Below are 15210 nucleotides of genomic sequence, written 5' to 3'. Positions count from 1 at the left end.
TTTGTGGCTTTATGAGGATTGGATCAGTTTACAGATCCGGTCTCCAGCGGGGATCACCTGCTGTCAACCTGCCGGAGAAACCGGAATCCTGAAAATGAAAATCTAATCCGTCGTAGGGATCTACCCAGAGATCATCGGCCGTGCCGTTGTAAATGATGCCCGGGAAACCCGACAGTTCGTATCCTTCGGAGAAGGAGAATTGGGACGTGCCGAAGTTGTTGGATAAGTTGAAGGTCGTATTGGCCAGACCTTCGGCGATGAAGCGCACCTCGTAAGTGCCGGCTTCACCTTCATCCCAGCCGTGCCCCCAGATGGTATTCGTAATAGTAATACCATTCAGAACATCGCTTTTGCCGTCTCCGCCGCGGTAGCGGAATACCCGGCCACCCCGGGTGGTGAACTCATTCAGGGTACAGTCTTCGATGATGATGGAATTACTGTTCTGACGCGACTGGATGAAAGTATTGATCTTGCTGAAGGTGCTGTTCTGCAGCAGCAGATTGCCGATGGAGGCGCGATCGTCTCCGTCCGTATCCGCCGTGAAAATGCCGTAGCCACCGATGTTGTGAACGATGGAGTTGATGATGTTGTAATTATCCACCATCACACCGCCCCGTACCCGGATGATACCGCGGAAGCTGTTGATAAAGCAGTTGTCGAACGTCAGCTCGCGTACCGTAGTGATGGCATCGCGGTTGGGGTTGAAAACGTAGTCCCCTCCCGGATCTTCTCCGCGTACTTCCAGGTCGATGAAACGAATGTGATCGATATTGGCGCCTTCGGCGATGTTCCAGTTACCGGTAGTGAACAGGATCGCCTGCTGGGCACCGAAGCCGTAAGCGCCCCGAATGGTGATCGATTTATCCAGCGATTCACTGGGCAGATTGTAGAGTACCCCTTTTTGGAGGAGGATAATATCTCCGTCCGCTGCCGTAGCTACGGCATTGATCACCGCGTCCGGATCTTCGCTGGCGGTCAGGTCGATCACACCGGCTGCCGCCGGATCAACGCCGGCTTCGAGAGTGGTGTAGTTCTCCCAACCTCTAAGCGTAGTGCCTCCGGCTCCACTGTAGATCGCGATCTGATAACCCGTAAGTGGAGTCAGACCGGTAATGATCTTTTCACCGGCTGCTTCTTCCTCGCTGGAAACTTCGTATTCCTCAATGGGGTTTTTCAACTGCAGGTCCGTATCGGAAAACAGACGGACCATGGTAACCGGCGCACCGGCTTTTACCCAGGTGACCCGGGCCGCTACATCGATCACGTCAGAACCGGCGGGTATGTTGAGGATAGAGGGGAAACGTTGGGTGCGTACGCTACCCAGGTCGGCTTCCCGGCTGTCGTAGGTCGGATCGTCGGCATGAGCGGTGGCCCGTACCTGATAAATGGTATTCCAGAACAGCTCTTCTCCCAGCGTGGTTTCATCCAGGATAACGTAGCTGGTATCCGATTCGAGGGTGTAGTCAATGGTCTGGAAAGTATCCCGGCTCACTTCCAGCGTGTAGGAAGTAGCCTCCCGGATATTACCCAGATTGACGATAATGGAATTACCTTCCGCCATGAGCGGCTCGTTCAGTACCGGCCGGAATAAGCGAGTCCTTTCGAAGAACTGCTCATCGTCTTTTTCACAACCGGCCAGGACCGCCAAAAAGAGCAGGGCGAAAAATAATGGAAAATATTTTGATAGTTTCATTGTTTGAATTTTGTCGTGCGCTAATGCTTAAAATTGGTAACCGTCGTTGGATAGACTACCCTGACTGGCGGAAATGGCATCCGACGGGATCGGGAAAATGTAGCGAACCACTCCCGGCTGCGGACCATCGTAATAATTCTCCCAGTCGCGGGTGATCCATTCCTGGTAGGTCCGGGCGTCATCGTGCAGGCTCAGGAGGAAAGACTGCTGGATCCAGCTGTCATCCGGTGGCGCTACGACTTTGCGGTTCGGGTTGAGAATGGTGAAATCTCCGCTCTCATCCCGCTTCCAGTACATGTAATCCGGCAGTTCGGAATATTGACCGGAACCGGTGAAGGCGGCATCCGCCATCTGCTTCAGGGTTTCAACGGTCTCCTTGACCTTTTCGGAGTAGATGTTCCAGCGGATCAGCTCGTATTTGCGGATCATTTCACCGCCGAACTCCCACGCACGCTCATCGACGATGGCTTCGAAAAAGTCTTCTTTACTACCGGAGATCCGGCCAACGTAAGCATCTACTTTTTCACCCCACAGATTTTCGGGGAAGGCGCGCTGACGGACGCGCTTGAGCGCTTCCTGGGCTGCCATGCTGGGGCCACTCAGTTCGTTTTCCGCTTCAGCGAACATCAGCAGCACATCGGAATAGCGCAGCATCGGCCAGTTGATACCCGTTCCTTTGGCGGAAGAGGCACCCGGAGGCGTATCCAGGAAGTAACGGCTCCATTTACCCTGGGCAATATTCGTGGAACTGGAGACAAACTCCTCCTGGAAGTCCGTATTCACCCGGTAAAGCCCACAGGTCACATCCCGGCGGATGTCCGTAGTATCGAAAGAAAAGTAATAGGAAGGCGGAATGGCCATGTAGTTGTTACCGGATCCGTAACTGTGAGCAGCGGTAGCGCCACCCTGAACCGTGATACCGATGTTCCAACCCACATCACCGTTGCCGATGGCGAAAGGCACTTCAAACAGAATATCCTCATTTACCGGTGAGATGAATTTACACTGGTTCATGAATACCTGGCGGAAATCGGCCGGAAGCGGACGGTCTTTCAGGTCCATCAGTTTGGCCGTATACTGTTTGGCGATGGCGTAGTAATCGAGGTAGTCGCCTTCCCGTACCATTTCCAGGTTCGGGGTCAGATAGTAACCGCCGCGTTGCAGGGCGATCCGGGCGATCAGTGCCAGGGCATATTCCCGGTTGACCTGCTCGATGCCGTTGGGAACCTGATCGGCCCACATCATCCGCTCTTCGATATCGATCATATCCTGGATCACCTGGGTCAGGATGAGGTTGCGATCCTCGCGGGGCAGGAAGAAATCATTGCCGGCCTTGGGCGCTTCTCTAACATTCGGCACATCTCCGAAGTAGTACACCAGCATGCTGTACCAGTAGGCACGCAGAGTATAGGCTTCCCCCAACAGGTGATACATGGTATTGGAAGTGGTGGCGTCGTTGGAATTGAGCGCCTCACTGGCCAGAATGCCTTCAATGGCGATGTTCGCATCCCGGATGGCCGTGTAGGCGGCATTCCAGAACTGGCGCAGGTCGCCGTTACTTTCCAGGGCATTCAGGTCCCAGATCTGGTAGCGGTCACCGGAGCTGGTCCAGCCGCTCTGGTGTTCGATGTCGGTATTGCCGGTCATGTTGTTGGACAGGCGGGACCGGAAACCGTCCACCCCAAACTGAACATAGATCGCATTGACGCCCCGGCGGGCATCGTCCACATTGGAGTAGACATAGTTGGTGTCAAAAGTAGATATGGAATCGGGATCCAAAAAGTCCTTACAACCCGACACTACCACTAAAAATGACAGCAGGATAAATATATTTCTGAGTTTCATATTTGTTGTAATTTTCAAGGGTTCCAATTTAGAAAGTCACGTTTACACCCACCGTATAGGAACGGCTACGGGGGAAACCGGAATAATCCACACCGGGAGTCAGTCCGGAATAAGAAGAACTGCGGGTGGTACTTACTTCCGGATCATAACCGGTGTAGTTGGTCCACAGCTTAAGGTTGTTGCCCGTTACGTAGATCCGAACCTGGGAGATCCCGATCGGCCGCAGTACCGAAGCCGGCAGGGAATAACCTACGGACAGGTTATTCAGGCGCAGGAAAGACCCGTCTTCCACGGCCCAGGAATGGATGGTGGCCTGAGCGATACCGAAGCTGCTCAGTGACCACATCTCTTTTCCATCGTTCAGGCGCGCCAGTTGATCCAGGTCCGTAACGATACCACCCGGCATTCCGGTCAGTGAACCGTCGATATCGAGGTAACTGAAGCGATTGTCCAGACTCATGGTGTTCAGTACGTTGCCGTAGGTCACCCGGCGGAACTGGTTGTATTGGATCTTACCGGTATTGTAGATGTCGTTGCCGTAAGACCAGTTGAAGAACACGGAGGCGTCAAATCCTTTCCAACGGGCGTCAAACCCAAAACCACCCTGGTGCAGCGGTAGGGCATTACCGATCACGGTACGGTCTTCACTGTTGATGATGCCGTCGCCGTTCAGGTCTTTCAGTTTCAGGAATCCCGGCCGGATGTTGGTATTACCCACCGTACCGCTGGCATCGGCTACGCCGTCGGCGAGGGTATAGCGTCCGGTCACTTCATCGTAGCTGGAGAAATCGCTCGTTGAGTAGTATCCGTCGGTTACGTAGCCGAAAATGTCTCCCAGTTTGCCGCCTACCCGCAGGTAGTAATCGTCGCGGTCCCGCAGGTCGGTACTGGCCCAGTTAGACTGGAAGAAACGTTCGTCGGTACCGTCCAGGGCTTCCACTTTGGCCCGGTTTACCCCGATGTTGAAGTTGGCAGACAGGGAGAAGTCTCCCCGGTCGATCAAATAAGCGGACAATCCCAATTCCACCCCGCGGTTGGAGGTCGTACCGATGTTGTTCCACTGAGTGGAGAAACCGGTGTTGGAAGGAATCGCGGAGCGTAGTAACAGGTCTTTCGTTGTGTTTTGATAAGCGTCGAAGCTACCGACGATCTTCCCGTTGAAGAAAGAGAAGTCCAGACCGATGTTGCGGTTAACGGTCGTTTCCCATTTCAGGTCCGGGTTGTAAAGGGTACTCTCACTGGGGGTATAATAGGCGTTGTCGGTATTGCCGAAGCCGGGGCCGCGGTTGGTAGAACCGGCAAACAGGAACTGGGTGGCCGTAGCGTCGATCCGGTCGTTACCGGTTTCCCCGTAGCTCACTCTCAGTTTCAGCTCATCGATGGCGCGACTGTCCCGCAGAAAGCCTTCTTCCGAAATTTTCCAACCGAGGGCTACGGCGGGGAAGATACCCACGCGATTGTCGGCCGAGAATTTGGAGGATGCATCGGAGCGCAGCGTACCGGTGATGAGGTATTTGTTGTTGATCTGGAAATTCGCTCTACCGAAGAAAGAGATCCGGTTGGAATTCGTCAGGTCGGCCGTTTCCAGCCGGTCCGTCCGTCCGAAGGTCATATTGGCGAACAGTTCCTCCGGGGTAATACTCAGGCGGAAATCCTCCGCTCTGACCAGACTGTAGGTGCCGCCGTTGGAGTAGATCTCGTGGCCGGCGATGAAGTCCAGTTGGTAAGGACCGGTACTGTTGAGCCGGTAGGAAACCGTGTTCAGCCAGCGGTAGGAGTCGCGATCATTATTGGTCTTAACCCCCAGTGGCAGGTTGCCGCCGTTGTTGAAGGATTCGCCGGTAAGCGGTCCGTAAAAACGGAGGTTCTCGTCGAAGCGCTTGGACGTGGTAAAGGTACTCTTCACACTCAGGTTATCTAGGATGTCCCAGTTCAGGGCGGCGTTGATGATGTAATCATTGGTGGTCCGTTTCCGCCAGTCCTGAGCCGCCAGTTCGGTGGGGCTGACCAGACTGCGGATGAAAGACTGAAAGTCGTCGTTCGGGTCCACGGTATTCAGGTCGATGATCAGTTCATCGGCGATACCGTTTACCGGACGGGTCTGTACGGCATCCTTAATATTGATCTGGGCGTTTCCAGAAGTACCAGCACCGTCTACGACCGTATTGGTGATCCGGGCGGAAGCTTCAAAAGTCAGGGAGTTGGACAGCTTCTGATCCAGCTTGAAGTTGATGGCGTTCCGCAGGAAGCCGGAATTCAGCATCAGGCCTTCGTCGTTGTTATTGGTCAGGCTCAGGCTGACTTTAGTGCGCTCCGTACCACCGGAAATTGAGAAGTTGTGGTACTGGGACAGCGTCGGTTGGCCGAAGAGCTCTTCCTGCCAGTCGGTACCCGGTCGGTTCTGGTAGAGTTCCAGGTCATCGTATACGCCGAAGAAGCGTTCGAAGTTATCCAGAGCCGCCTGCGACTGCACCGCGGCGTATTCGTAATTGGCCAGCACGAACTCGTAGGGATCCAGTACTTCGTAGCGGCGATCGCCGGGCAGTTCCTTGGACTGCAGAAAGCCGTTATAAGAAACCGAGATCTTACCGGCCGTCGGCTGCTTGGTCGTGATCACGATCACCCCGTTGGAGGCCTGAGCACCGTAGATGGCCGTTGCTGCCGCATCCTTCAGCACGTTGATACTTTCGATATCGGTCGGTGGAATATCGCGAATACTGTTCACGATAAACCCGTCCACCACGTAAAGCGGAGAGTTATCCTGCGTAATAGAGCCGCCGCCCCGCACGCGGATCACCACCTCGGCATCCGGCGAACCGTCCGTGGTGAATACATTCACACCCGGCAGGCGTCCCTTGATGGCATCGGCGGCACTTGCAACGGGGATCTTTTTGATCTGATCGCCCCGCAGAGAAGCTACCGAACCGGTGAGGTCCGATCGTTTCACGGAGTTATAACCCAGTACGACCACTTCGTCGAGCACATTGGCGTCCGTAGACAGCTGCACGTCGATCGTACTTTGGGCAGAAACGGCAATTTTTTGATTTACAAATCCAATGTAAGAGAACACCAGGGTGTCTCCGGTACTGGCGGCAATCGAGTAGGAACCGTCCACATCGGTAATGGTTCCTTCGGTGGTATTCAACAGTTGGACGTTGACACCGATCAGGGGTTGGTCTTCTTCATCGGTTACGGTTCCCGATATGGTTCTTTGCGCGTGTCCGATCGTAAAGCCGAACAACAAAAGCACCAGAATACAACCAAATCTATTCTTAGTATTTTTTAGCATCATAATATGAAATTTCGTAATGAAGCAAGGGTGCGAATTATTATTACAAACCTACAAACAGCAAGGCCATAAGGAGCGCGCATTAATTAACAAATATGCTGCATAATCTAACATGAAGGGCTGCGGAAGCCGGGTAGGAGCTAACGGTTGGCGGATATCCGGGAACGGCGCTGCCAATAGCGGTTTTAGTAGGAAAATAAGGCCTCTCCGGCGGTTTCGGAGGTAAGGAATGAGGGGCATTCACCTCCGCAAGGCAAGGTGAAAAAATGAATAGTGAAGGAGGAAGGCTACTGGTGAGAGGTATCCTTACTGGTCTTGCGGATCAGTGTCCGGCAACGTGTTCCACCAGTTCGTTGAGGTAAGCTTCCACAGCCCGGGATGCGCCAGCGGCCGATGTCGGATCGTACCCATTGTTCGTTTCCCAGCGGTCGGGCAGACCATCTCCATCCGTATCGTTGGGGTAGGGATAGGATTGCAGTTCCGGCCAGCCACCGACATCCTGCTGCGAATCGATGATCCCCGGATAGGCCGTTTTCGAACCCTTGAAATGGGCGATCCCCCGATGGACCTCTTCCACCACCCGGGTGTCTACGGCATCCCGATGCAGGGAAGCCCCGGCGTACAGCAATACGGAAGTATAAGCCTCGACGGCCGGTGCGAGTTGATCGGGATCCAAGGCAAAGGGCGTGGCGTGGAAGGCGGAATCCGGATGATCGGTATGGATGCCACCGTTCCAGTTATCGGCACTCACTCCGGGGTGGCCGTATACATAATTGCCGGCAACGTAGATCTTGCCCATCGGATGCAGGGACGGATCCATGATGCGATCGTTTTTACTTTTCGGAGTGGCTGGTCCCGGTTTGAAATAATTATTGACAATGTTGGCCTCTCCGGCTTCGTTACCGTAGATGCTGTTGCTGCGCCAGTTGTAAATGACGTTGTTGTAAAAATCCAGTTGCCGGTTGGGAATATCGCCGCGTACGGTAAGTCCCGACAGCCGTGGATTCCGGCTGTTGTGGTGGGCGATGAGGTTGTGGTGAAAGCTGGCTTTTACGCCGCCCCAGATCCCGCCGTAGCCGTGGGCCCCTTTTTCGTGGACGGAATGGTTGAGGCTCTCCGCAATGATATTCCACTGGAGGCTGATCTGCTCGTTGGTGTAGAGCGAGAGACATTCGTCGGTACTCCAGCTAAAGGAACAGTGATCCACGATGATGTTCCTGTGCATGCGGCCGTTCATGGCGTCGCCTTCGGTATCGCTGGCATCGCCCAGGCGGAAGCGCATAAAGCGGATGATGACCTCATCGGCGTCGATCACGAAAGTTTGGTCGCGCAGACAAATACCGTCGCCGGGAGCACTCTGCCCGGCAATCGTGATACTGTCATTTTTGATCTTCAGCGGTTTTTCGAGCCGGATGGTCCCGGATACCCGGAACAGTACGATGCGGGCTCCTTTCGATTCCACGGCTGCCCGCAGACTGCCCGGCCCGCTATCGCTGAGGTTATCCACAAATAGGACCTGTCCGCCCCGGCCGCCGTTGGTAAAGCGGCCGTAGCCTTCGGCACCCGGAAAAGCGAGGGTAGGTTCCTGACTGTAGAGTGAAAAATTCAGCAGCAAACAGCAAATGATCAGTAATCGCATGGATCGGTTTTCAGAGAATGTGGTCAAGAAAGTCGAGGATCTTATACATCATGGGGTTGTACCAGGGGTAGAAAAACCAGAAAGTATGCGGGGCATCGGAAAACTCGAAGATATGGTAGTAAGTACCGTAATCCTGATAGCGGGCAACCAGGCTGTCCCGCCCGGCGTGGAAACGCGGATACGCGCCGTTGACGAAGAGGATGGGCGGTGATTTTTTATCGACGTATTCCAGGGGAGAAGCCTCCGTCCAGTTGTGCCAGTGGGTATCGCGGCCCCCTCCCAGCCAGCGCCCGGCGGATTTGCCCTCCTGGCTGGCTTCCGGATGGATAAAGGATACAATGCCGTCAATGTTGACGATCCCTTTGATGTAGCGACTTTTCTGTTGCTTGTACGGCAGCAGGTCGTTCTCGGTAGTGCCCAGGAAGGAGGCCAGATGCGCGCCCGCCGATGCTCCGAGTACCACGATCTTTTTCCCGTCGCCTCCGTAACGGGCACCGTTCTCCGCGATCCATTGTACGGCATCCTGCAGGTCCTCAATCCCGGCTGGGTACTGGATCTCCGGACTTAGGCGGTATTCGACCGCCACGGCGAGGTAACCGTTGAACGCAAGGTCCCGCGCCATGGCATCCATGTGGGATTTGGTTCCGGAACTCCAGCCGCCGCCGTGGATCATAAAAATGATCGGAGCCGGTTTTTTGCCTGGCGTTCTCGGCCCGTAGATATCCAGGTGTAACTTCCGCTCGCCGATGGATTTGTAGACGACATCGGGTGTGGTGTTGATGTATTCGTCCACTACGCCCAGCGCGGTCACGATATCCGGCCGGTATTGCACCATTTTTTCGTAGGATCCTTTTACCGTGTAGGTGGAATCAACCGGGTAGGTGGCGGACTGGGCACTGGAAACTGCCGGTAATAAACCGATCAGCCCTACAAAAGCCAGGACAGTGCGTAAGTGGATATGATATTTTTCCATGTTGATAATCTGTTTTGCCGGTGTTCAAATGTTGCCGCCAAGTTACTCAATTACGCTTCTTCCATTTTAGGGCCTACAATTAGCCGGGATCCCGAATCCAAATTTCCGGATCTGTTCAAAACCAAAACTACTCGGTGATCCGGAACCAGTCGATATCGGTATAGCCGCCGTCGTTCTGGTGTTTATCCCGTACGGAAAACAGGCCAACCTTAGCGCCGATCCATTTGCCTTCCCGGGCGGTAAAGGTGTTGCCGAAATCCCGGTAGTCCTGCCCATCCAGGCTGTAGGCAAAAGTGCATTTGCCACCCTCCCGCACCGAAACGCGGAGATGCACGGCACCCGTGTCCAACGGTTTTCGCAATTCTTCCTGCTCCCTGCCGCCCCGCTCGGTATCTTTGCAATTGGCTTTGATCAGGAATAGTTTTTCCCCTTCCCGTTTCAGACCGATATAGGCGTAATCCAGCCCCATAACGATCAGACCGATCGTCTCACTGTCCTGATTGGCGGTGAAATCCAGCTTGGTGGTAGCAGTGAAGGATTCGGCCGGGAATTTCTGTAGCAATAGATTAGGAGCTTCCCACAAACTGGCCCGTGCGGGATCCAGGATCACCGGATTCATGCGCAGCGTGCCATTATTGGTCGGAAAGATCCAGGTCGGTTTGGGGTTGCCGTGCCATTGCCATTGTCGACCCAGTTGGGGATGGTTGAATTCATCCGAAGTCTGGGGAACGGCCCGGGGATAGGTCCGGCCAACGTTCGGTTTTTGCCATTCCAGCACCGGGTTGCCGGTACCGTCGCCATTCTTATCCTGGCCGATCACGATCCAGTCGTCTTTCCAGACGGCCGGTTGCAGGTGTACGATGCGCCCGTAGGCGCGTTTATCCTGGAAGTGAATGAACCAGCTCTCGCCGTTTGCCAGTTCCACCCAGGCACCCTGGTGGGGCCCGTTGATCTCCGTATCACCCGTTTCGAGTACGATCTTGTCTTCGTAAGGGCCGTAGATATTTTTGGAACGCAGCACGGTCTGCCAGCCCAATTCGACCCCGCCGCCCGGCGCGAAGATATAGTAATAGCCGTTGCGTTTATACATTTTTGGTCCTTCGATAGTGGGATGGTTGGCGTGGCCGTCAAAGACCAGGACGCCGTCGTCCAGCAGTTCAATGGCCTCAGTATCCATTCGGTGCAGGATCAGTACGCTTTTTACGCCGGCCCGGCTACCGGCAAAGGCGTGTACCAGGTAAGCATTGCCGTCTTCATCCCAGAACGGGCAGGGGTCGATCCAGCCTTTGGCTGCTTTTACCAGATGCGGCTTTTCCCATTTGCCCCAGGGGTCTCGGGTCCGGACCCGGTAGATGCCGAAATCCGGATCGCCGTAGAAAACGTAGTACCAGCCGGCATGGTAGCGAATGGACGGCGCCCATACGCCGTTGCCGTGCTGGGGCTGATCGAATACCTCGCCGGGAGGCAGTTCGTCCTGAATGACGTAGTTGACGATCTCCCAATTTACGAGGTCTTTGGAGTGAAGCAGCGGCAGACCGGGTACGCAGTTGAAACTCGAAGAGACCATGAAAAAATCTTCACCGACCCGGACCACATCCGGATCGGAATAATCCGCGTGGATGATCGGGTTCTGGTAGCGGCCATTGCCCAGGTCAGGTTGGTAAACCTGCCCGAGTCCAGACGGGCAGGTTCCCAGGATGATCGATATGCAAAGAAGGGATGTTTTTAAAACTGATGACATCACAATGCTTTTGCTAAAAGGTATGACACGGATAGTCTTTACCGGAAAGTGGGAACCGCCCGTTCCCACCAGATTAATCCTTGATGTATTCCCGTAATGGCAGGCGCGAATCCAGGATGGCATTCGCCACGATCCTGGCGTAGAGATCAGCGCCTTCGGGAGAGAGATGCGTATTGTCCTGGCGGCCGTCGGGCCAGCGGTCGTGTTCCCCCGGTTCGAACCAGAGATAAATATCTTTGGAAGGTTCCTCGCCCCGTTCCCGCACGATGGTCTCGGTGGCGTACAGGTGATCGATAAAGAATACGTCCAGATCACCGGCCACCTGGCGGACGATCAGGGGGTAGATCCCGTGGGTATCTTCCAGGGTGCCGAACTCGTTGAAATTCCGGCGGACAATAGACGTCAGCAGAATAGGCGTCGCTCCTTTCTCACGGGTTTCCCGGACAAAGCGGCTCAGGTTGTGGTAATAGGTCGTTGTGGGGTTGGTGTAGCGCTTCGGATCTTTATATTTCTGATCATTGTGGCCAAACTGGATCATGACGTAATCCCCGGCCTGCAGGCTTTCCAGTACTTTATCCCAGCGCCCCTCGTCGATGAAACTCTTGGAACTTCGTCCGTTGACGGCGTGATTCTGTACGGAGACCGTAGGTTGGAAATATTGCTGCAGGGCCTGCCCCCAGCCTCTTTCCGGATTTTCTTCTATTGTTCCTTCCTTGTTGGCCATCGTCGAATCCCCGATGAGGTAAACGGTAGGTGGTTTGGTACTGAAGGCCATAGCGGCCAGCACCATTGCTGCCAACACCAGGCCGGTGAGGAGCAAACTGATCTTAGATTGGATCTTCATGTAGCAATATTTTGACCGGCGATGCGGGGCCTTGCATCGCCGGGAACGAGTTGGAAGTTTGCCTTACTGCTGAACGAGTTCGCCGTTCAAATAATAATCTTCGAAACTGAGATCAGTGGCGTATTCGATCTTGTTGCCATCCGCTACTCCGTCGAAGCGGCAATTCTTCAGGTGCAATCCTTTGACCGGGTGTTCGTCGCTGTAACCGTCGATCAGGACGCCGTATTTACTCTTCTTCGAGGTGACATTCTCGACGTAGATGTTATTGATCTCGGGAATGTATTCCTGGGTGGCATCGGAAAAGATCGCGTACCGCATATTGATCCGGACCACGGCCTCTTTGACCTCACCAACGGTAATGTTCCGGAAAAACAGGTTTTCGATGGTACCGCCCCGGATCTTGTTGGTCTTGACCCGGATGGCGCGGTCCAGATTGGGACTGTCCATCGTGCAATTCTCAGCGTAGATGTTCCGGGCGCCGCCGCTGACTTCGCTGCCGATCACCACACCGCCGTGACCGTCCTTCATTTCGCAGCCCTGCACAATGACGTTCTCGATGGGGCGTCCGATATTGCGGCCGTCCTGATTACGTCCGGATTTCAGGGCAATACAATCGTCGCCGGTATCGAAAAAGCAGTTCTTGATCAGTACGTTTTTGCAGCTTTCGGGATCGCAGCCGTCGCTGTTGGGGCCGTGGCTGATCACGGTCACATTCTGGATGGTGACGTTCTCACTCAACACCGGATTCATCACCCACATGGGGGAGTTGCGCAGGGTGGGGCCGTCGATGAGAATATTTTTACACTTATACGGTTGAATGAAATTGGGGCGTAGGTAGGAACCTTCGCCGAGGATGCGTTCCTCAACGGGCACTTCCCGGTCGTTCCAGCCGTATAGTTTCGGCCGGCTGTGGTCGTCCATCTGGCTGGGCATGCCCTCCTCGTGGCCGTAGCCCTTTCCGCACCAGGGCCACCAGTTTTCCTCACTGGCCTGCCCGTCCAGGGTACCCGTACCCGTGATGGCGATATTTTCCTGCTCGTAAGCGTAGATCAGCGCCGAGTAATTGTAGCACTCCACACCTTCCCAGCGGGTCATGACCACCGGGAGGTAATCGCTGGGCTCGGTGCTGAACTTCACGTTGGCGCCTTCGGCAACGTGGAGGTTAATATTGCTGCGCAGGTGAATGGGACCATTCACGACATAGTTGCCGGGAGGGATGAGTACCTGCCCACCGCCTTCGGCGACACAGGCTTCGATGGCCGCCTTGATGGCCGGTAAAGCATCTTCGTCGCTGTCGGCCGTGGCGCCGAATTCAGTTATATCGTAAGTGGCATCCCGGAATTCCGGTGGATTGATCTCCGCCAAAATAGCTTCCATTCCGGCCCAGTGGTCCGTCGTGTCGGTTGTTTCTTCGGTCGTTTCCGCGGATTTACAGCCAACGACCCCAATGGTCAGTAGCCCGGCGAAAAATATAGCGGCAAAGCGATGGATCTGTTTGAAAAGCATAGTCTTTTACTTTGATTGTGATGTCCTGCCTGATAAGGTAAGGCCAAGGTATTGATAAGTGGGCAACAAGAGGGTAGCAATTTTTCACAATTCATGTGCCGTAATTAACATTTTGGGAGCCGGGCCCCGGTTCTTCCCCAAATGAAGCAAAAGGACAGGGAAATCCGACCGGATAAAACATTCGGATGGGAAGAGTGGTATTATGATAGGGGGAATGGATGCGCCATTCGGAGACATGATCCGGGCGTAAGCTCCCCGGGACCACCCTGGGCGCTCCGGGGGCATTGATATTAAAAAGATCGTTGAAGGCAACACAACGAGCCACCGAAATGGGAATAGGTATCCCTACCGGCGGAAAGTTGCCGGTTAGACAATATTTGATTGGAAGGGATATGAAAGAAGAACCAGTCTGGCAGATCCGGTTTTATGGTGCGAGAGGATCCACTCCGGTGTGTGAAAAGGGCTTCCAGCTTTTCGGAGGCAATACAACCTGCATTTATGCGGACCTGCTGATTAATGATCGGAGTAAGATGATCGTTATTTTCGATGCGGGTACGGGTATCCGTAAACTCGGCCGGGAGATCATGCAGGGGCTGCTGCCGGAGACGGAATTTATTTTCCTCGTATTCACCCATTTTCACTGGGACCACATTCAGGGCTTTCCGTTTTTTGATCCGGCTTATGATCCCAATAAGAAGATTGCCATCTTTTTCCCGCGCGACGAGATGAAGGACCAGGATCTCAAGCACATTTTCGAAGTGCAGATGCAGAAGGAATATTTTCCGGTCCCGTTGAACCGCATGGGCGCCGATCTGCAGTTCTTTACTGCCGAAGAATACGAAAACTACCTGAAGATGGAGGAGTACGTAGATTTCAAATATCTCATGCACTGTCATCCGAGCGGTGCCTTCAGTTACCGGATGGAAGCCTGCGGTCGGTCGGTCGTGATCTGTACCGACCTGGAACATGGCACTTCCATCAATCCGGAAGTCGTGGCGTTCTGCCGGGACGCCGATCTGTTGATCCACGATGCTCAGTACACCGATGAGCAACTGAATGAACACCGCGGCTGGGGGCACAGCAGTTATTCCCAGGCGGTGGCGGTGGCCGAACTGGCGAATGCGAAACAGCTGATCTTTACCCACCATGATCCCGATCACGACGATGAGTTCCTGCTGGCCGTTGTAGAAAAATACCAGAAAATATTTCCGAACTGCGCTTTGGCCCGGGAGGGCATGGAGGTTTGTGTTTAGGCGGTGCTGATTTCTTGTAGAATTTTTCAATTGCAATGTCAATTTCAATTACAATAGCAAGGTACAAGGCCGCATTTTGCTCCGGTATTTCCCTTTTCGCCTGATTTGGAGAATTTAATTTCCCATTGCTATTGAACTTGCCATTTCCCCATTTTCAATTGCAATGTCAATCTCAATTCCAATAGCAAGGTACCAGGCAGCATTTTACTCCGATATTTACCTTTTCGCTTGATTTGGAGATATTGAATTTGCCATTGCTATTGAAATTGCCATTTTTTCATTTTCAATAATTTGAGAACTAAACACGCCCATGCGATCCCTGGGGTGTCCCCACCACACAAATCCCACTACAATCCCCCCAAATGCTGTCCGCTGAACATTGTTTTAGGAGGCAAACCTTTCGACAAATCCCGATAAATTATTTATT

The 15210-nt window shown here is 53.9% G+C and carries 9 protein-coding genes; 1 reads left to right on the top strand and 8 read right to left on the bottom strand.

What is annotated here, in order from left to right; genetic code table 11:
• Nucleotides 1-28 precede the first annotated feature (28 nt).
• The 8 genes from CRP01_RS36100 to CRP01_RS36065 all read right to left on the bottom strand — a co-directional run bounded on the left by CRP01_RS36100 (nt 29) and on the right by CRP01_RS36065 (nt 13530).
• On the bottom strand, nt 29-1693 hold the full coding sequence (locus CRP01_RS36100; protein ID WP_099154961.1) for a DUF4957 domain-containing protein: 1665 nt from the start codon (nt 1691-1693) through the stop codon (nt 29-31).
• A gap of 27 nt (nt 1694-1720) precedes the next feature.
• Complete coding sequence (locus tag CRP01_RS36095; RefSeq protein WP_099154960.1) at nt 1721-3538, bottom strand: RagB/SusD family nutrient uptake outer membrane protein; 1818 nt, start codon at nt 3536-3538, stop codon at nt 1721-1723.
• Nucleotides 3539-3566: 28 nt separating this feature from the next.
• On the bottom strand, nt 3567-6830 hold the full coding sequence (locus tag CRP01_RS36090) for a SusC/RagA family TonB-linked outer membrane protein (RefSeq protein WP_099154959.1): 3264 nt from the start codon (nt 6828-6830) through the stop codon (nt 3567-3569).
• Nucleotides 6831-7149: 319 nt separating this feature from the next.
• Entirely contained in the window at nt 7150-8466 is a 1317-nt protein-coding gene (locus CRP01_RS36085; RefSeq protein WP_099154958.1) for a pectate lyase, read from the bottom strand.
• A gap of 10 nt (nt 8467-8476) precedes the next feature.
• Complete coding sequence (locus CRP01_RS36080; RefSeq protein ID WP_099154957.1) at nt 8477-9439, bottom strand: alpha/beta hydrolase; 963 nt, start codon at nt 9437-9439, stop codon at nt 8477-8479.
• A 127-nt stretch (nt 9440-9566) separates the two neighbouring features.
• A complete protein-coding gene (locus CRP01_RS36075; protein WP_099154956.1) occupies nt 9567-11180 on the bottom strand; it encodes a glycoside hydrolase family 43 protein in 1614 nt (537 codons plus the stop codon).
• 73 nt (nt 11181-11253) lie between these two features.
• Complete coding sequence (locus CRP01_RS36070) at nt 11254-12024, bottom strand: rhamnogalacturonan acetylesterase (RefSeq protein ID WP_099154955.1); 771 nt, start codon at nt 12022-12024, stop codon at nt 11254-11256.
• Between the two features lie 63 nt (nt 12025-12087).
• On the bottom strand, nt 12088-13530 hold the full coding sequence (locus CRP01_RS36065) for a glycoside hydrolase family 28 protein (RefSeq protein ID WP_099154954.1): 1443 nt from the start codon (nt 13528-13530) through the stop codon (nt 12088-12090).
• 392 nt (nt 13531-13922) lie between these two features.
• On the opposite strand from CRP01_RS36065, the gene CRP01_RS36060 reads away from it, so the two are divergent.
• A complete protein-coding gene (locus CRP01_RS36060) occupies nt 13923-14783 on the top strand; it encodes an MBL fold metallo-hydrolase (RefSeq protein WP_170110694.1) in 861 nt (286 codons plus the stop codon).
• The last annotated feature ends 427 nt before the right edge of the window (nt 14784-15210 follow it).

It is taken from the genome of Flavilitoribacter nigricans DSM 23189 = NBRC 102662 (genome assembly GCF_002646595.1).
GTDB classification, from domain to species: domain Bacteria; phylum Bacteroidota; class Bacteroidia; order Chitinophagales; family Saprospiraceae; genus Flavilitoribacter; species Flavilitoribacter nigricans.
This window is presented reverse-complemented; position numbering and strand designations above follow the sequence as displayed.